The following is a 16975-nucleotide window of genomic DNA, read 5'->3' on the forward strand; positions in this document are numbered from 1 at the left end:
GTCAGCTGGATGCGCGTTCAACGCGCGTCCAGGGCAGCACTTCACGGATGACCGGCGCATTCGGATTACGGATCTTCTGCAGCAGCAGCTGCACGCTGCGCGCGCCCAGCTGGTTCATCGGTTGCTCGATGGTGGTCAGCGGCGGATTCAGGCTGCGGGTAAACGGCACGCCATCGAACCCGACGACCGCCAGATCTTCCGGCACGCGCAGACCTGCTTCCAGTGCCGCATGTACCACGCCCACCGCCAATACATCTGATACCGCAAACACCGCATCCGGCGGTTCCGGCAGCGCCATCAACTCCCGCAGCCCCTGACTGCCTGCTTCAGGGGAGATCTCACAGGTATAAGAGACGCCGGACCACGCATACCCCAGCTCCTCAATCGCCTGCCGGTAGCCTTTTTCACGATGATGCGAGTAGAGGTAGCGCATGTCGCCATTGACCAGCCCGATGCGTTTACGCCCTTTACCGGCGAGGTAATGGACGGTGTCACGCGCCGCTTCAAGGTGATCAATGCTGACTGAGGAGGCGGGGATGTCGGGATTAAATTCACAGCACTGCACCCAGGGGGCTCCGGCGATCAGCGCCTGCAAATCCTGTAAGCCGGAGGCCGCATCCATGGTAATCACACCATCCACCACTTTGCCGGTCAGCAAACTCAGATAGGCGGCTTCGCGCTGAAGCTGCGAGGCGGAGTTACAGAGCAGGATATGATAGCCGTGCAGTTCCGCTTCGGCCTCAATGCCCTGAACCACGCGTGAACAGAAGGGGTTAGTGATATCCGAGATCAGCACCAGCAGCATGTTGCTTTGCGCCGTACGCAGCTGACGCGCCAGCAGATTGGGCTGATAGTCGCAGGCAGAGATTGCCGCCAGAACTTTCTCACGCGTATCGGGCTTTACGCCGGGATGCGCGTTGAGAACCCGCGATACCGTGGCTTTGGAGACGCCAGCCAGCTGAGCGACTTTCTCGATCGACATCGGATACAGAGACCTTAACAGGCAAAAATTGGTAACGCATATCAATAGCACAGGGACAATGTGAGCGCCTGACATTTTTGCTTACTTTAGCTATTTTCAGCATTTGCGATTTTTGACTTAGTTTTGCAGATAGTGATCTAAGAACTTATTTCTATTAGGGATAATTTTTAATTCCTTTATGAAACTATAGCGGCCGCAGACACTACCTCCACTATAAAAATGGCGGGGTAATGATCATGGCAGCAACACGTTTAACTTTTTTAGCCGCAGCGCTGGCGCTGCTGGCGTTTCAGGCTGATGCGGTCAATGTCACCGTGGCGTACCAGACCTCCGCCGAACCCGCGAAAGTGGCGCAGGCTGACAACAGTTTTGCGAAAGAGAGCGGGGCCAGCGTTGACTGGCGTAAGTTTGACAGCGGCGCAGGCGTCTTACGCGCACTGGCTTCCGGCGACGTGCAGATTGGCAACATCGGTTCCAGCCCGTTAGCGGTTGCGGCGGCGCAGAAGCTGCCGATTGAAGCATTCTTACTCGCCTCTCAGCTGGGTAACTCTGAAGCGCTGGTGGTGAAAAAGAACATTACTACTCCCAAAGATCTTATCGGCAAACGCATCGCGGTGCCGTTCATCTCCACCACCCACTACAGCCTGCTGGCTGCACTGAAACACTGGGGCATTACGCCGTCGCAGGTGCAGCTGATAAACCTGCAGCCGCCAGCGATTATCGCGGCCTGGCAGCGTGGCGATATTGATGGTGCCTATGTCTGGGCCCCTGCAGTCAATGAGCTGGAGAAAGAGGGCAAAGTGTTAACCGACTCTGCGGAAGTGGGGAGCTGGGGTTCGCCGACGCTGGACGTCTGGGTAGTACGCAAAGATTTTGCCGAACAGCATCCCGAGATCGTCACCGCTTTTGCCCGCAGCGCGATCGATGCGCAGCAGGCCTATCTTAACAGTCCCGACAGCTGGCTGAAGCAGCCCGATAACCTCAGCAAACTCTCACGCCTCAGTGGCGTGCCGGAAGCGCAGGTTCCCGGTCTGGTGAAGGGCAATACCTACCTGACGGCGCAGCAGCAGGTTGAGCAGCTGGGTAAACCGGTCAATAAGGCGATCGTCGATACCGCGCAGTTCCTGAAAGCGCAGGGCCGGGTGCCGCAGGCAGATAACGACTACAGCAGTTATGTAACCTCCCGCTTCGTCGCGCCATTAGTTAAACCATAAGGAGGCACTATGCTGCGTATCGCTCACCTTAATGCCCGTTATGCCGGACAGCCGGTGTTGCAGGATATCAATCTGCACCTGGACAGCCACGAACTGCTGGTCGTGCTCGGCCCCTCCGGCTGTGGCAAAACCACGCTGCTGAATCTGGTGGCCGGATTCCTGCCGGTGGAGTCGGGCAGCATCACGCTGGATAACCAGCCGGTGATCGGGCCAGGCGCGGAGCGCGGCGTGGTGTTTCAGCATGAAGGGTTACTGCCGTGGCGCAACGTACTGGATAACGTCTCCTTTGGACTGCAACTGGCGGGGATGCCGCGCCAGGCACGTGAGGTCATAGCGCGGAAACTTATCAGGCAGGTCGGGCTGGAAGGGGCGGAAAAGCGCGCCATCTGGCAGTTGTCCGGCGGTCAGCGTCAACGGGTAGGTATTGCGCGCGCGCTGGCCACCGATCCGCAACTGCTGTTGCTGGATGAGCCGTTTGGCGCACTGGATGCTTTTACCCGTGAGCAGATGCAGACACTGCTGCTGACGCTGTGGCGCGACAGCGGTAAACAGATCCTGCTGATTACACACGATATAGAAGAGGCGATTTTCCTCGCCAGCGAACTGATTCTGCTGTCGCCTGGACCGGGCCGCATCGTGGAGCGGCTGCGGCCCGAATTTGGCCGCCGTTTTGCCGCCGGAGAGTCGTGCCGCAGCATCAAATCCGATCCGCAGTTTATCGCTCAGCGCGAATATGTGCTGAGCCGGGTGTTTGATCAGCGGGAGGCGTTTGCATGAGCGCGTTAATCCACGATAAGTCTCTGCCGATGCGCCGCAGGCTGCGCTGGCCATTTTCAACCGCCTTTACGCTGAGCGTGCTGAGCCTCTCTCTGCTGTTACTGCTCTGGTGGGGCGTCACCGCGCTGGGCCTGATTGCTCCGCTGTTCCTGCCGTCGCCGCAGCAGGTGTTCAGCAAGCTGCTGGTGATTGCCAGCGCGCAGGGCTTTATGGATGCCACGCTGTGGCAGCATCTGGCTGCCAGCCTGACGCGGATGCTGATTGCGCTGACGGCTGCTGCCGCTATCGGTATTCCGGTGGGGATTCTGATGGGCCTCAGCCCGGTCGCTCGCGGCCTGCTCGATCCGCTGATCGAGCTCTATCGCCCGATTCCGCCACTCGCCTATCTGCCGCTGATGGTGATCTGGTTCGGCATTGGTGAGACGTCGAAAATCCTGCTGATCTATCTGGCGATCTTCGCGCCCGTAACACTCTCTACCCTGGCCGGGGTGCGTAACACGCAGCAGGTACGGATTCGCGCCGCTCGCTCGCTGGGGGCTAACCGCTGGCAGCTGCTGCGCTGGGTGATCCTGCCGGGCGCGCTGCCAGAGATTCTGACCGGTCTGCGCATCGGGCTGGGAGTGGGCTGGTCAACGCTGGTGGCAGCGGAGCTGATTGCCGCCACGCGCGGCCTCGGTTTCATGGTGCAGTCAGCGGGAGAGTTTCTCGCCACCGATGTGGTACTGGCGGGTATCGCAGTGATCGCCTTTATCGCTTTTAGCTTAGAACTCGGGCTCCGCGCGTTACAGCGCCGTCTGACGCCCTGGAGTGGAGAACAGTCATGAATGAACGTCTCAGTTTTACCCCGCTTGGCCCCTATATCGGCGCGCAGGTCTCTAACCTGGATGTTTCCCGGCCATTAAGTGATGCGCAGTTTGAACAGCTTTACCATGGCCTGCTGCGTCATCAGGTGCTGTTTCTGCGTGACCAGAAGATGACGCCGGAACAGCACCGCGCACTGGCGATTCGCTTTGGCGACCTGCATATCCATCCGGTCTATCCCCACGCAGAAGGCGTTGAGGAGATAATCGTGCTGGATACGCATCGGGATAATCCGCCAGATAACGACAACTGGCACACCGATGTCACCTTTATCGACACGCCACCGGCTATCGCTTTACTGGCTTCAAAAGTGTTGCCGGAAGCGGGCGGTGACACGCTCTGGACCAGTGGCATTGCGGCTTACGAGGCGCTTTCGGAACCTTTTAAGCAACTGCTGGCCGGGTTAAACGCCGAGCATGATTTCAAAAAGTCATTTCAGGAGTACAAGTACCGCAAAACCGAAGAGGAGCATCAGCGCTGGCAGCAGGCGGTGGCTAAGCATCCACCGGTGCAGCATCCGGTGATCCGTACGCATCCGGTCAGCGGCAAAAAAGCGCTGTTTGTGAATGAGGGTTTTACCACGCGGATTGTGGAGTTAAGCGAGAAGGAGAGTGATGCGCTGCTGGGCTTCCTGTTTGCGCATGCGACTAAACCGGAGTTCCAGGTGCGCTGGCGCTGGCAGCCAGACGATCTGGCAATCTGGGATAATCGGGTCACGCAGCATTACGCCAATGCCGACTACTATCCTGCCCGGCGGATCATGCAGCGGGCAACCGTGCTGGGGGATAAACCCCGTTAAATAAGAATCTCAGACTGCTGACAAACCCAGTCAGGGTTGCCCTGCCAGTAACGCATTAGCTAAAAGCGCAGGGAGAACGGACAGAGGAGGCAAGCGTCCCGCGCCTGGGACAAAAACGCCAGGCGTTTTTGAACAACGCAACGCGTTGGCCCGGCTACGGGCGCACCTCAGGGATGAGGTGCGTAATCGCGCGGGCCGAGCGGCCATGGAGGGTTTAAGCGACTTTCCGAACGGCGCGTTTTCCCTTCGCATGCTCGATCTCACCGCTGGCCGGGGCAGACTTTGTCAACAATCTCAATCTCCTCGCGAACGGGGAGATTGTTTTTATGAGGCCATCATCTGTTCGAGCTGTTCCTGGGCTTCCAGCCACGCCATCTCAACCTCTTCCAGCGCAGATTTACTCTCCGCCTGACGCTGCAGCGCGGCGGTCAGGTCCGCTTTACGGCTCTGATCATAAATCGCACTGTCTGAGAGCTGCGCTTCAGCATCGGCCAGCTGGCTCTGCCATTTGCTCATCTGCTTTTCCAGCTTCTCTATCTCTTTGCGTAACGGCTGCGTCTGGGTCCGCAGTTCGGCATCACGGCGCTTCTGGTCTTTACGCGCCTGGGCGCTGTTGCCGTTATCCTGCTTCGGCGCGGCATCCTGTTGCGCCTGCTGTTTCTGCAGATCGCTCAGCCACTGCTGATAATCATCAAGGTCGCCCTCAAACACATCCACTTTGCCATCATGAACCAGATAGAGATCGTCGGTGGTGGCGCGCAGCAGGTGACGGTCGTGCGAGACCACGACCAGCGCACCTTCGAAGTCGATCAGTGCTTCGGTCAGTGCCTGGCGCATATCGAGATCCAGGTGGTTGGTCGGTTCATCCAGCAGCAGCAGGTTAGGGCGCTGCCAAACAATCAGCGCCAGCACCAGTCGCGCTTTCTCACCGCCGGAGAAGCGTTCGGTGTTTTCAGTGACTTTATCGCCGCGGAAATCGAAGCCCCCCAGATAGTCACGCAGCTGCTGTTCCAGCACTTTAGGTGCTATGCGCGACAGATGCTGCAGCGGCGACTCATCAGCCCGCAGGTACTCCAGCTGATGCTGGGCGAAGTAACCGAGCTTGATCCCTTTCGCCAGCCCCATCTTGCCGTCCATCGCTTCCAGCTCACCCGCCAGAAGCTTGATCAGGGTCGATTTACCGGCGCCGTTACGTCCCAGCAGGCCGATGCGCGATCCCGGAACCAGGTTGAGTTTGATGGCGTCGAGAATGATACGGTCGCCATAGCCCGCAGTGACCTTCTCCATTTTCATCAGCGGATTAGGCAGGTTCTCCGGCTTGCGGAAGGTGAAGCTGAACGGGTTGTCGACATGGGCCGGCGCGATCATCTCCATGCGCTCCAGCATCTTGATGCGGCTCTGCGCCTGCCTGGCTTTGGTGGCCTGGGCGCGGAAGCGATCAATGTAACTGTGTAAATGCGCTACTTTCTCCTGCTGACTCTCATACAGCGCCTGCTGCTGAGCCAGTTTGGCGACACGCTGCCGCTCGAAGGAGCTGTAGTTGCCGGTGTATTCGAACATCGACTCCTGTTCGATATGGATAATTTTGTCGATGACCGGATCGAGGAAGTCACGATCGTGCGAGATCAGGATCAGCGTGCCTTCATAACTCTTCAGCCAGCGTTCCAGCCAGATGACCGCATCGAGATCGAGGTGGTTGGTCGGTTCATCCAGCAGCAGCAGATCGGAACGGCAAATCAGCGCCTGTGCCAGGTTAAGGCGCATACGCCAGCCACCGGAGAAATCGCTGACCGGACGCTGCAATTGTTCCTGACTGAAGCCCAGACCGTGTAGCAGGCTTGAGGCGCGTGCATGGATGCTCCACGCCTGCACCGCGTCCAGCTGACCGTGCAACAGCGCAATGGCATTGCCATCGTCACGCAGATTGGCTTCCGCCAGTTCTGCTTCAAGCTGGCGATACTGGCGATCGCCATCAATCACATACTCCAGCGCGGCTTTATCCAGCGCAGGGGTTTCCTGATTCACCCAGGCCAGCGCCCAGTGTGTGGGGAACGTGACGGTACCGGCATCGCTGGTGATTTCACCTTTTAACAGCGACAGCAGCGTGGATTTCCCACAGCCGTTTTTACCCACCAGTCCGACCTTCTGGCCGGGATTAATGGTGGCGGTGGCATTGTCGAGCAGGACGCGGATGCCGCGGCGAATTTGTAAGGCTGAGAAGACAATCATGTAAGCGCCGTATCGTCAGAATATGTTAATTTACTGGCAACATAATGAGATTTTGCTGCGTCGTGCATGGTAGCGGAAAACCGCACCAATGACGACGCTTTGGAGGGAAAGGATGTCGCAGCCACCCAGGGTTTTGCTGCTTTATGCTCATCCGGAATCACAGGATTCGATCGCAAATCGGATTCTGCTACAGCCGGCTCAGGCACTGGAACACGTCACCGTGCACGATCTGTACGCGACCTATCCGGATTTTTTTATCGATATTCACTATGAACAACAGCTGCTGCGCGAACACGACGTCATCATTTTCCAGCATCCGCTCTATACCTATAGCTGTCCGGCGCTGCTGAAAGAGTGGCTGGATCGCGTTCTGTCACGCGGTTTCGCCAATGGTGTGGATGGCAATGCGCTGGAAGGCAAGTACTGGCGCAGCGTGGTGACGACCGGGGAACCGGAAAGTGCCTTTAAACAGCAGGGTCTGAACCGCTATTCGCTCAATGACATTATGCGTCCTTTTGAGCTGACCGCGCAGATGTGCCGTATGCACTGGATGCCACCGATGATCGTCTACTGGGCGCGTCGGCAGAGCCCGGAGTTAATGAAAAATTATGCCCGCGCCTATGGCGACTGGCTGGCAGCACCGCTGCCGAATGGAGGGGTATAGATGGAAGGGCAAACGCTGCTGACCGCCGGGGTGATTTATCTGGTCGCGGCGGTCTTGATTGTACCGGTGGCGGCTCGCCTCGGTATTGGTGCAGTTCTGGGCTATCTGGTGGCAGGTATCGCCATCGGCCCGTGGGGATTAGGCTTTATCAGCGACGTCGATGAGATTCTCCACTTCTCTGAGCTCGGCGTGGTTTTCCTGATGTTTATTATCGGGCTGGAGCTGAACCCGGCAAAGCTGTGGGCGCTGCGCCGCTCCATTTTTGGCGTCGGCGCGGCGCAGGTGATCTTCTCAGCGGCTATTCTGGGCGGCTTATTGTGGCTGACCAACTTTAGCTGGCAGGCGGCAATCATCGGCGGGATTGGTCTGGCGATGTCTTCGACCGCCATGGCGCTGCAGCTGATGATGGATAAGGGCATGAACCGCAGCGAAGCGGGGCAACTGGGCTTTTCGGTGCTGCTGTTTCAGGATATCGCGGTCATCCCGGCGCTGGCGCTGATCCCGCTGCTGGCCGGCACCGACAGCGGTCACATAGACTGGATGAAGGTCGGCATGAAAGTGCTGGCGTTTGCCGGCATGCTGGTGGGCGGACGCTATCTGCTGCGGCCGATCTTCCGTTACATCGCGGCATCAGGCGTGCGCGAAGTCTTTACCGCAGCGTCGCTGCTGCTGGTACTGGGTTCCGCGCTGTTTATGGATGCGCTCGGGCTGTCGATGGCGCTGGGCACCTTTATTGCCGGGATCCTGCTGGCAGAAAGTGAATACCGGCATGAGCTGGAAGTCGCTATCGACCCGTTTAAGGGGCTGCTGCTGGGCCTGTTCTTTATTTCGGTGGGCATGGCGCTCAACCTCGGTGTGCTCTATACCCATATTGTGACCATCCTGCTGGGCGTGGTGACGCTGGTGGCAGTGAAAACGCTGGTGCTCTATCTGCTGGCGCGCATTTATGGCCTGCGCAGTTCCGAGCGTCAGCAGTTCGCGGGCGTGCTGAGTCAGGGCGGCGAGTTTGCCTTTGTCCTCTTTTCAGCGGCCTCGTCGGCAAAGCTCTTCTCAGGCGATCAACTGCCGATGCTGCTGGTGACGGTGACGCTGTCGATGATGACCACGCCGTTGCTGATGAAGGGTATCGACCGACTGCTGGCACGCCGCTTTAATGAGCCGGACGAAAATGCAGAGAAACACTTTGTCGAAGATGATCAGCCGCAGGTGATTGTGGTGGGCTTTGGTCGCTTCGGTCAGGTGATCGGCCGCCTGCTGATGGCGAACAACACACGCATTACCGTGCTGGAGCGCGATATCAGTGTGGTGAGTCTGATGCGTAAATATGGCTACAAGGTCTATTACGGTGATGCCACCGAGCTGGAGTTACTGCGTGCCGCCGGTGCAGCCAGCGCCCAGTCGATTGTAATCACCTGTAATGAGCCGGAAGATGTGATGACTCTCGTGCATCTGTGCCAGCAGCATTTTCCGCACCTGCAGATTCAGGCGCGCGCCCGGGGCCGTGTGGAAGCGCATGAGCTGCTACAGGCAGGGGTCACGCAGTTCTCACGTGAGACCTTCTCCAGTGCGCTGGAGCTGGGCCGTAAGACATTGATGTCGCTGGGGATGCATCCTCATCAGGCGCACCGTGCTCAGCAGCATTTTCGCCGGCTTGATATGCGGATGCTGCGCGAGCTGGTGCCAACGCTCTCTGAAAGCGCGGCGCAGGCCTCACGCGTCCGTGAAGCGCGGCGTGAACTGGAAGATATCTTCCAGCGCGAAATGCAGCGCGAAAAGCGGCAGATCGACGGCTGGGACGATGATCAATAACCTTTTTAAACAGGCAGAACCTAATGCGTAAACGTTTTATTGCTGGTGCGACATGCCCGCACTGCCAGGAGAAGGACACGCTGGCGATGTGGCGTGAAAACAATGTCGATGTGGTGGAGTGCGTAAAGTGTGGTCACCAGATGCGTGAGGCAGATAAGCAGGCGCGCGAGCAGGTTCGGACCAATGAGCAGGTTATCGGCATTTTCCATCCTGAATAGCGTAATCGGGCAGCTTTTTTTACGCTTAAACTTACAGCGGGATTGAATTCCGTTACAATTGACGCCATTAAGGCTGAAGTCGCAAGAGAAAGTGAAACCCCTCTTGCACTCAACCCCGAACCTTTCTGGTTGGTGTTATTGCACGCAAAAATAGACCAATGAGACGGGATCTCAGCTCTCAACGGTTAGGAGATATCATGAAAGTAGCAAAAGACCTGGTGGTAAGCCTGGCCTATCAGGTACGTACAGAAGACGGCGTGTTGGTTGATGAGTCACCGGTGAGTGCACCGTTAGACTACCTGCACGGTCATGGTTCCCTGATTTCTGGTCTGGAAAATGCGCTGGAAGATCACGTTGCCGGCGACAAGTTTGACGTGCATATCCCGGCAAACGATGCTTACGGTCAGTACGATGACAACCTGGTGCAGCGTGTGCCTAAAGACGTCTTCATGGGCGTTGATGAACTTCAGGTTGGCATGCGCTTCCTGGCAGAGACCGATCAGGGTCCGGTACCGGTAGAAATCACCGAAGTGGAAGACGATCACGTCGTGGTTGATGGTAACCACATGCTGGCGGGTCAGAACCTGAACTTCAACGTTGAAGTGGTCGCTATCCGTGAAGCCACACCGGAAGAACTGGCTCATGGCCACGTTCACGGTGCAGATGGTCATCATCATGACCACGATCACGGCCATGATCACGACCACGACCACGGTAAAGGCGGTTGTGGTACTGGCGGTTGCGGCTGCAGCCACTAACTCTCAACAGAGCTTTAAAGGCCACCTCCGGGTGGCCTTTCTTTTGGCTGTCACTCTGGTTCTGACCGGCTAACCGGAGCCAGATAGCCCACGATCAGTAGTGCGGGGGCGGGATCTCTTCAGACTGTGAGGCGACGATCGAGGGCGCATTCGCTTTGAGCTTGTCGGTTAAGATGCGCATCTGCTCACGCATCTTATTCATCTCCAGCTCATGCTGAACCACCGCGCTGTTCAGCTGATCTATCGTCATCTCCTGAAAGGCCAGTTTGCTCTCTAACGTCTCCAGACGCTGTTCCCACTCAGATTGTTGCATGACCTGTTCCTCTGTTAAGGTGCGACTCGGGGCGTGATTCTACGACCTGAAGGCCAGGAATCACCTGTTTTTTTTACGCCCGGAGGCGTTGCGCTTGAAAAAAGCCAGCGCGGCATCATCTCTGATGAAACTTCCCGATGTTATAAAGGTCGGAGGTAGACCGGGTAATTACATTGTGGGAGTGTTCGACACTGCCACGTAAAGTTATAGTGTGGGCCCTGAAGTCCGCAATGTTTCCCGAGGTTAGACGCTTCGGTTTTGGAGAATGGATGAAATCACTGTTTAAAGTCACATTGTTAGCTACCACCATGGCTGTTGCGCTGAATGCATCAATGGCAATGGCAGCAGACACCGCTGCGGCGCCACAGGCTGCACCAGCTGCCGCGCCACAGTCCGCGCCTCAGGCACCTAAGAATGCTGCTTTCAAAGATGAAGACCAGCAGTCTGCCTACGCACTGGGTGCTTCACTGGGTCGCTACATGGACAACTCCCTGAAGGAACAGGAAAAACTGGGCATCAAACTGGATAAGCAGCAGCTTATTGCGGGTGTTCAGGATGCGTTTGGTGGCAAGAGCAAACTGTCTGACGAAGAGATTGAGCAGACGCTGCAATCCTTTGAAGGCCGCGTGAAAGGCGCAGCCTCAGCGAAAATGGAAAAAGATGCGAAAGAGAACGCCGAAAAGGGCGACGCTTTCGCGACCAAATTTGCTAAAGAGAGCGGCGTGAAGAAAACCGAAAGCGGCCTGTTGTATAAAGTTGAGAAAGAGGGTACCGGCGACGCACCTAAAGACAGCGACACTGTCGTGGTGAACTACAAAGGTACGCTGATCGACGGTAATGAATTCGACAACTCTTATACCCGTGGCGAGCCACTCTCGTTCCGTCTGGACGGTGTTATCCCAGGCTGGACTGAAGGTCTGAAGCACGTGAAGAAAGGCGGCAAGATCAAGCTGGTGATCCCACCGAATCTGGCTTATGGCAAAAATGGCGTTCCGGGCATTCCGGCTAACTCCACTCTGGTCTTTGATGTTGAACTGCTTGATATCAAACCCGCGCCTAAAGCAGATGAAAAAGCACAGGCCCCTGCGCCTGCTGCTGCAGAAAAAGCGCAGTAATCTGCTGACCGCCGCCTCAGGGCGGCGGTTTCATTTTAGCTTCACGACAAACCTCTGGCATAAGCCGACGACATTTGCCAGACTAATGCCTGCCTAATTATCCCAATATTGAGTCTGCCCATAAGCCGCTGTGACAGGCTCCAGCCATTCAGGGTGATACTCTTCAATGTCTAATCCATTCAATCCGGGTGAACTGAGCGACTTCGATCTTCTGGAGCAGCGCCCGTTCGAAGAAACTGATTACGATATTCTGAAATCGTACGAGGCTGTCGTGGATGGCCTGGCGATGTTGATCGGCTCGCATTGTGAAATCGTCCTGCATTCGCTGGAAGATCTGAAGTGTTCGGCCGTGCGTATCGCCAATGGTGAGCACACGGGTCGTAAAGTCGGTTCGCCGATTACCGACCTGGCCCTGCGTATGCTGCATGATATGCATGGCGCGGACAGCAACGTGTCACGTGCCTATTTCACGCGTGCCAAAAGCGGCGTGCTGATGAAGTCAGTCACCATTGCGATTCGCAACCGTCAGCAACGGGTTATTGGCCTGCTTTGCATCAACATGAATCTTGATGTGCCGTTCTCACAGATCATGTCGACCTTTATGCCGCCCGAGATGCAGCAGGTTGACTCCAACGTCAACTTTGCCAGTTCGGTCGATGATCTGGTGATGCAGACTCTGGAGTTCACCATTGAAGAAGTCAGCGCTGATCGCAATGTGTCGAACAACGCCAAGAATCGCCAGATTGTGCTCAACCTGTATGAGAAGGGAATCTTCGATATCAAAGATGCCATCAACCAGGTGGCCGATCGGCTGAACATTTCGAAGCACACCGTTTATCTCTACATCCGCCAGTTTAAAAATGGCGACTTTCAGGGACAGGATCGGTAATGCGCTATACCCTGCTGGTCACCGGCCCGGCTTACGGTACGCAACAGGCGACCAGTGCATATCTGTTTGCCCGTGCACTGCTGACGGCAGGTCATCAGCTTGACAGCGTTTTCTTTTATCGCGAAGGCGTGTTGAACGCTAATCAGCTGACCGCACCGGCCAGTGATGAGTTTGATCTGGTGCGCGCGTGGCAGGCATTACATCAGGAGCAGGGTGTGGCACTGAACATCTGTGTAGCGGCTGCGCTGCGGCGTGGCGTCAGCGATCAGCAGGAAGCGGCCCGACTCCAGCTGGCGGGCAGTAACCTGCAGCCAGGCTTTACGCTGAGTGGCCTGGGTGCGCTGGCGGAAGCGGCGCTAAGCTGTGAACGCGTGGTGCAGTTCTGATGAATCGTGTCGCATTTGTCTTTACCCAGGCGCCGCATGGCAGCAGTGCAGGGCGCGAAGGGCTGGATGCCGCGCTGGCTACGGGTGCACTCAGTGAAGATATCGGCCTGTTTTTTATTGGTGATGGCGTGCTGCAGCTCAATCTGCACCAGCAGCCTGAGGCGATTAAGAGTCGTCACTATGCCGCGACCTTTGGCGTGCTGACGCTGTATGACATTGAACAGTGCTATCTCTGCCGGGCATCGCTGATAGCGCGTGGATTAGCGGTTGACGCTGACCGGTTGCTGGATGTTACGCTACTGGACGCGCCGGAGCTGCGGCAGACGCTGGCCAGCTACGATCGCATTCTGACTTTTTAAGAGACGTTAATGCTGCACACCTTAATGCTTTCACCCGCATACTGTGACCTCGAAACCCTGCTTTTAATCGCGGGTGAGGGTGATGACCTGCTGCTGCTGCAGGATGGCGTGCTGGCTGCCTTAGCGGGCAGTCGCGCACTGATGCGGCTGTCAGAATGTGAAGCCACGCTGTGGGTGCTGGATGAAGATGTTCAGGCTCGCGGTCTTGCTGGACAAATTTCGACCAGTGTGCAGTCAATAGACTATACTGGCTTTGTCACGCTAACGATCAGGCATCAGCAACAAATGGTCTGGTAATCGGCTAAAACCTGGTTATTTCTTGACACCCCTTTGACTCAGCCCTAAAATTCTGCCTCCTCGTAATTCTACGAGGCGATTTATTACGTGTTTACGAAGCAAAAGCAAATCCAGGAGCTATTTAATGGCAACAGTTAACCAGCTGGTTCGCAAACCACGCGTCCGCAAAGTTGCAAAGAGCAACGTGCCGGCGCTGGAAGCTTGCCCGCAAAAACGTGGCGTTTGTACTCGTGTGTACACCACCACTCCTAAGAAACCAAACTCCGCACTGCGTAAAGTCTGCCGTGTGCGTTTGACCAACGGTTTTGAAGTTACCTCCTACATCGGCGGTGAAGGTCATAACCTGCAGGAACACTCCGTGATCCTGATCCGTGGCGGTCGTGTAAAAGACCTGCCAGGTGTGCGTTACCACACCGTTCGTGGCGCGCTGGACTGCTCAGGTGTTAAAGACCGTAAGCAGGCTCGCTCCAAGTACGGCGTGAAGAAGCCAAAGGCTTAATGGTTCTCCGTTAAGTAAGGCCAAACGTTTTAAATTAAATGTCATAATAAACTCATAGAGTTTTGGACAATCCTGAATTAACAACGGAGTATTTCCATGCCACGTCGTCGCGTCATTGGTCAGCGTAAAATTCTGCCAGATCCTAAGTTCGGATCAGAGCTGCTGGCCAAATTTGTAAATATCCTGATGGTAGATGGTAAAAAATCTACTGCAGAATCAATCGTTTATACCGCGCTTGAGACCCTGGCTCAGCGTTCAGGTAAAAACTCCCTGGAAGCCTTTGAAGTAGCGCTGGAAAACGTGCGTCCGACTGTCGAAGTTAAGTCACGTCGCGTTGGTGGTTCTACTTATCAGGTACCAGTTGAAGTCCGTCCGGTTCGTCGTAATGCCCTGGCAATGCGCTGGATCGTAGATGCTGCTCGTAAACGCGGTGATAAATCAATGGCTCTTCGCCTGGCGAACGAACTTTCTGATGCTGCAGAGAACAAAGGTACTGCAGTTAAGAAACGTGAAGACGTTCACCGTATGGCTGAAGCCAACAAGGCGTTCGCACACTACCGCTGGTAACAGTCGCGTAGTTGTTAAACCAGCGGGCGCCCAGAGGGCCAACCCGCTGGGGTTGACTAATTTTGAACGTCCGAAAAACCGAGGAATCAAATGGCTCGTAAAACACCCATTGCTCGCTACCGTAACATCGGTATCAGTGCGCACATCGACGCCGGTAAGACTACCACTACCGAACGCGTTCTGTTCTACACCGGTGTAAACCACAAAATCGGTGAAGTACATGACGGCGCAGCAACCATGGACTGGATGGAGCAGGAACAGGAACGTGGTATTACCATCACTTCCGCTGCGACCACCTGTTACTGGTCTGGTATGGCCAAGCAGTTTGAACCACACCACATCAACATCATCGACACCCCAGGACACGTTGACTTCACCATCGAAGTTGAACGTTCTATGCGTGTGCTTGATGGCGCGGTAATGGTTTACTGTGCAGTTGGTGGCGTTCAGCCACAGTCTGAGACCGTATGGCGTCAGGCTAACAAATATAAAGTTCCACGCATTGCGTTCGTTAACAAAATGGACCGCATGGGTGCTAACTTCCTGAAAGTTGTTAACCAGATGGAAGTTCGTCTGGGCGCAACTCCAGTTCCTCTGCAGCTGGCTATTGGCGCAGAAGAGAAATTCACCGGTGTTGTTGACCTGGTGAAAATGAAAGCAATCAACTGGAACGACGAAGATCAGGGTGTGACCTTCGTTTACGAAGATATCCCAGCTGATATGCAGGAACTGGCTGAAGAATGGCGTGCAAAGCTGGTTGAAGCCGCTGCTGAAGGCTCTGATGAGCTGATGGAGAAATTCTTCGGTGGTGAAGAACTGACTGAAGAAGAGATCAAAACATCTCTGCGTAAGCGTGTTCTGAACAACGAAATCATCCTGGTAACCTGTGGTTCTGCATTTAAGAACAAAGGTGTTCAGGCGATGCTGGATGCAGTTGTTGAATATCTGCCAGCACCGACTGACGTAACCGCGATCAACGGTATGCTGGACGACGGTAAAGACACGCCGGCTGTTCGTCACTCAGACGACAACGAGCCGTTTGCTGCACTGGCGTTCAAAATCGCTACTGACCCGTTTGTAGGTAACCTGACCTTCTTCCGCGTTTACTCTGGTGTTGTTAATACGGGTGACACCGTGTTCAACCCGGTTAAGTCAAACCGTGAGCGTTTGGGCCGTATCGTTCAGATGCACGCTAACAAGCGTGAAGAGATCAAAGAAGTCCGTGCGGGTGATATCGCAGCTGCAATCGGCCTGAAAGATGTGACCACTGGTGACACCCTGTGTGACCCAGAGAACGTCATCATCCTTGAGCGCATGGAATTCCCGGAGCCGGTAATCTCTATCGCCGTTGAACCAAAAACCAAAGCTGACCAGGAAAAAATGGGTCTGGCTCTGGGCCGTCTGGCGAAAGAAGACCCATCATTCCGTGTATGGACTGATGAAGAATCTAACCAGACCATCATCGCGGGTATGGGTGAATTGCACCTCGACATCATCGTTGACCGCATGAAGCGTGAGTTCAACGTTGAAGCAAACGTGGGTAAACCACAGGTTGCTTACCGTGAAGCGATTCGTAACAAAGTTACCGATGTTGAAGGTAAACACGCCAAGCAGTCTGGTGGTCGTGGTCAGTACGGTCATGTTGTTATCGACATGTACCCACTGGAGCCAGGTTCGAATCCGAAAGGCTATGAATTTGTCAACGACATCAAAGGTGGTGTGATTCCTGGTGAATACATCCCTGCGGTTGACAAAGGTATCCAGGAGCAGCTGAAATCAGGCCCTCTGGCGGGTTATCCGGTGGTGGATCTGGGCGTGCGTCTGCACTTCGGTTCTTACCATGATGTCGACTCCTCAGAGCTGGCGTTTAAACTGGCCGCGTCTATTGCCTTCAAACAAGGCTTTAAACAAGCGACACCTGTTCTGCTTGAGCCTATCATGAAGGTTGAAGTTGAAACGCCAGAAGAGAACACGGGCGATGTCATCGGTGACCTTAGTCGTCGTCGTGGTATGCTCAAAGGGCAGGAATCTAACGCTACTGGCGTTCAGATTCACGCTGAAGTTCCGTTGTCTGAGATGTTCGGATACGCAACTCAGCTGCGTTCTCTGACCAAAGGTCGTGCTTCTTACTCCATGGAGTTCCTGAAGTATGACGATGCGCCGAACAACGTAGCGCAGGCCGTTATTGAAGCTCGTAGCAAATAAGCTACGGTTTAAATTTGAACTGATGCCTTCACCC

At 55.5% G+C, this 16975-nt stretch carries 19 protein-coding genes; 16 read left to right on the forward strand and 3 right to left on the reverse strand.

The window, feature by feature from the left end:
* Position 1: 1 nt before the first annotated feature.
* Positions 2 to 982, reverse strand: coding sequence for a LacI family DNA-binding transcriptional regulator (locus K6R05_RS02020; protein ID WP_161733644.1), 981 nt, complete (start codon positions 980 to 982; stop codon positions 2 to 4).
* A gap of 236 nt (positions 983 to 1218) precedes the next feature.
* Here K6R05_RS02020 and tauA point away from each other — a divergent pair, with 236 nt between their 5' ends.
* From tauA to tauD, 4 genes are read left to right on the forward strand one after another with little or no spacing between them, the layout of a single operon-like run.
* Complete coding sequence (tauA, locus tag K6R05_RS02025; protein ID WP_222924920.1) at positions 1219 to 2196, forward strand: taurine ABC transporter substrate-binding protein; 978 nt, start codon at positions 1219 to 1221, stop codon at positions 2194 to 2196.
* 9 nt (positions 2197 to 2205) lie between these two features.
* Positions 2206 to 2973: a taurine ABC transporter ATP-binding subunit gene (gene tauB / locus K6R05_RS02030; RefSeq protein WP_222924921.1), complete on the forward strand. Its 768-nt coding sequence runs from the start codon at positions 2206 to 2208 to the stop codon at positions 2971 to 2973.
* Positions 2970 to 3797 carry a taurine ABC transporter permease TauC gene (gene tauC / locus K6R05_RS02035; protein ID WP_161733638.1) on the forward strand — a complete coding sequence of 276 codons (828 nt, stop codon included), beginning with the start codon at positions 2970 to 2972 and terminating at the stop codon, positions 3795 to 3797. Before tauB ends, tauC begins: the two co-directional genes overlap by 4 nt.
* A complete protein-coding gene (gene tauD, locus K6R05_RS02040; protein ID WP_161733636.1) occupies positions 3794 to 4633 on the forward strand; it encodes a taurine dioxygenase in 840 nt (279 codons plus the stop codon). The genes tauC and tauD overlap by 4 nt, the downstream gene beginning before the upstream one ends.
* Before the next feature lie 324 nt (positions 4634 to 4957).
* On the opposite strand, the gene K6R05_RS02045 is transcribed toward tauD, so the two are convergent.
* Entirely contained in the window at positions 4958 to 6862 is a 1905-nt protein-coding gene (locus K6R05_RS02045; RefSeq protein ID WP_161733634.1) for an ABC transporter ATP-binding protein, read from the reverse strand.
* A gap of 112 nt (positions 6863 to 6974) precedes the next feature.
* Between K6R05_RS02045 and kefG the strand changes: the two genes are divergently transcribed.
* The 4 genes from kefG to slyD all read left to right on the forward strand — a co-directional run bounded on the left by kefG (position 6975) and on the right by slyD (position 10311).
* Positions 6975 to 7526, forward strand: coding sequence for a glutathione-regulated potassium-efflux system ancillary protein KefG (gene kefG, locus K6R05_RS02050; RefSeq protein ID WP_033784144.1), 552 nt, complete (start codon positions 6975 to 6977; stop codon positions 7524 to 7526).
* Positions 7527 to 9335, forward strand: a complete 1809-nt coding sequence (gene kefB, locus K6R05_RS02055) for a glutathione-regulated potassium-efflux system protein KefB (protein ID WP_161733632.1) — start codon at positions 7527 to 7529, stop codon at positions 9333 to 9335.
* A gap of 23 nt (positions 9336 to 9358) precedes the next feature.
* Positions 9359 to 9553 carry a YheV family putative zinc ribbon protein gene (locus K6R05_RS02060; RefSeq protein WP_161733630.1) on the forward strand — a complete coding sequence of 65 codons (195 nt, stop codon included), beginning with the start codon at positions 9359 to 9361 and terminating at the stop codon, positions 9551 to 9553.
* Positions 9554 to 9750: 197 nt separating this feature from the next.
* The gene (gene slyD, locus K6R05_RS02065) at positions 9751 to 10311 is read left to right on the forward strand and encodes a peptidylprolyl isomerase (protein ID WP_161733628.1); all 561 of its coding nucleotides are present in this window, start codon (positions 9751 to 9753) and stop codon (positions 10309 to 10311) included.
* 94 nt (positions 10312 to 10405) lie between these two features.
* Here the strand turns inward: slyD and K6R05_RS02070 are convergent, their stop codons facing one another.
* On the reverse strand, positions 10406 to 10624 hold the full coding sequence (locus K6R05_RS02070) for a SlyX family protein (RefSeq protein ID WP_161733626.1): 219 nt from the start codon (positions 10622 to 10624) through the stop codon (positions 10406 to 10408).
* 269 nt (positions 10625 to 10893) lie between these two features.
* Between K6R05_RS02070 and fkpA the strand changes: the two genes are divergently transcribed.
* From fkpA to fusA, 8 genes are all read left to right on the forward strand, one after another.
* Positions 10894 to 11739: an FKBP-type peptidyl-prolyl cis-trans isomerase gene (gene fkpA, locus K6R05_RS02075; protein ID WP_061063525.1), complete on the forward strand. Its 846-nt coding sequence runs from the start codon at positions 10894 to 10896 to the stop codon at positions 11737 to 11739.
* 166 nt (positions 11740 to 11905) lie between these two features.
* Complete coding sequence (locus K6R05_RS02080; protein ID WP_013359249.1) at positions 11906 to 12628, forward strand: helix-turn-helix transcriptional regulator; 723 nt, start codon at positions 11906 to 11908, stop codon at positions 12626 to 12628.
* A complete protein-coding gene (gene tusD / locus K6R05_RS02085) occupies positions 12628 to 13014 on the forward strand; it encodes a sulfurtransferase complex subunit TusD (protein WP_161733624.1) in 387 nt (128 codons plus the stop codon). The genes K6R05_RS02080 and tusD overlap by 1 nt, the downstream gene beginning before the upstream one ends.
* Positions 13014 to 13373 (forward strand): sulfurtransferase complex subunit TusC, encoded by a 360-nt coding sequence (gene tusC, locus K6R05_RS02090; protein WP_161733622.1) that lies wholly within the window; start codon positions 13014 to 13016, stop codon positions 13371 to 13373. Before tusD ends, tusC begins: the two co-directional genes overlap by 1 nt.
* A gap of 9 nt (positions 13374 to 13382) precedes the next feature.
* The gene (gene tusB, locus K6R05_RS02095) at positions 13383 to 13670 is read left to right on the forward strand and encodes a sulfurtransferase complex subunit TusB (protein ID WP_222924922.1); all 288 of its coding nucleotides are present in this window, start codon (positions 13383 to 13385) and stop codon (positions 13668 to 13670) included.
* A 124-nt stretch (positions 13671 to 13794) separates the two neighbouring features.
* On the forward strand, positions 13795 to 14169 hold the full coding sequence (gene rpsL / locus K6R05_RS02100) for a 30S ribosomal protein S12 (RefSeq protein ID WP_003852912.1): 375 nt from the start codon (positions 13795 to 13797) through the stop codon (positions 14167 to 14169).
* A gap of 96 nt (positions 14170 to 14265) precedes the next feature.
* Entirely contained in the window at positions 14266 to 14736 is a 471-nt protein-coding gene (gene rpsG, locus K6R05_RS02105; protein WP_009087603.1) for a 30S ribosomal protein S7, read from the forward strand.
* Positions 14737 to 14826: 90 nt separating this feature from the next.
* Positions 14827 to 16941: an elongation factor G gene (gene fusA / locus K6R05_RS02110; protein ID WP_033734130.1), complete on the forward strand. Its 2115-nt coding sequence runs from the start codon at positions 14827 to 14829 to the stop codon at positions 16939 to 16941.
* Positions 16942 to 16975: the final 34 nt, after the last annotated feature.

It is taken from the genome of Pantoea alfalfae (assembly GCF_019880205.1).
GTDB lineage: Bacteria > Pseudomonadota > Gammaproteobacteria > Enterobacterales > Enterobacteriaceae > Pantoea > Pantoea alfalfae.

Bases quoted from the DNA above. Each gene is read 5' to 3' on its own strand.
- kefG (WP_033784144.1), top strand. From the start codon at position 6,975: ATGTCGCAGCCACCCAGGGTTTTGCTGCTTTATGCTCATCCGGAATCA.
- K6R05_RS02080 (WP_013359249.1), top strand. From the start codon at position 11,906: ATGTCTAATCCATTCAATCCGGGTGAACTGAGCGACTTCGATCTTCTG.
- rpsG (WP_009087603.1), top strand. From the start codon at position 14,266: ATGCCACGTCGTCGCGTCATTGGTCAGCGTAAAATTCTGCCAGATCCT.
- fkpA (WP_061063525.1), top strand. From the start codon at position 10,894: ATGAAATCACTGTTTAAAGTCACATTGTTAGCTACCACCATGGCTGTT.
- tauC (WP_161733638.1), top strand. From the start codon at position 2,970: ATGAGCGCGTTAATCCACGATAAGTCTCTGCCGATGCGCCGCAGGCTG.
- kefB (WP_161733632.1), top strand. From the start codon at position 7,527: ATGGAAGGGCAAACGCTGCTGACCGCCGGGGTGATTTATCTGGTCGCG.
- tauB (WP_222924921.1), top strand. From the start codon at position 2,206: ATGCTGCGTATCGCTCACCTTAATGCCCGTTATGCCGGACAGCCGGTG.
- K6R05_RS02020 (WP_161733644.1), bottom strand. From the start codon at position 982: ATGTCGATCGAGAAAGTCGCTCAGCTGGCTGGCGTCTCCAAAGCCACG.
- slyD (WP_161733628.1), top strand. From the start codon at position 9,751: ATGAAAGTAGCAAAAGACCTGGTGGTAAGCCTGGCCTATCAGGTACGT.
- tusB (WP_222924922.1), top strand. From the start codon at position 13,383: ATGCTGCACACCTTAATGCTTTCACCCGCATACTGTGACCTCGAAACC.
- rpsL (WP_003852912.1), top strand. From the start codon at position 13,795: ATGGCAACAGTTAACCAGCTGGTTCGCAAACCACGCGTCCGCAAAGTT.
- fusA (WP_033734130.1), top strand. From the start codon at position 14,827: ATGGCTCGTAAAACACCCATTGCTCGCTACCGTAACATCGGTATCAGT.
- K6R05_RS02070 (WP_161733626.1), bottom strand. From the start codon at position 10,624: ATGCAACAATCTGAGTGGGAACAGCGTCTGGAGACGTTAGAGAGCAAA.
- K6R05_RS02045 (WP_161733634.1), bottom strand. From the start codon at position 6,862: ATGATTGTCTTCTCAGCCTTACAAATTCGCCGCGGCATCCGCGTCCTG.
- tusD (WP_161733624.1), top strand. From the start codon at position 12,628: ATGCGCTATACCCTGCTGGTCACCGGCCCGGCTTACGGTACGCAACAG.
- tauD (WP_161733636.1), top strand. From the start codon at position 3,794: ATGAATGAACGTCTCAGTTTTACCCCGCTTGGCCCCTATATCGGCGCG.
- K6R05_RS02060 (WP_161733630.1), top strand. From the start codon at position 9,359: ATGCGTAAACGTTTTATTGCTGGTGCGACATGCCCGCACTGCCAGGAG.
- tauA (WP_222924920.1), top strand. From the start codon at position 1,219: ATGGCAGCAACACGTTTAACTTTTTTAGCCGCAGCGCTGGCGCTGCTG.
- tusC (WP_161733622.1), top strand. From the start codon at position 13,014: ATGAATCGTGTCGCATTTGTCTTTACCCAGGCGCCGCATGGCAGCAGT.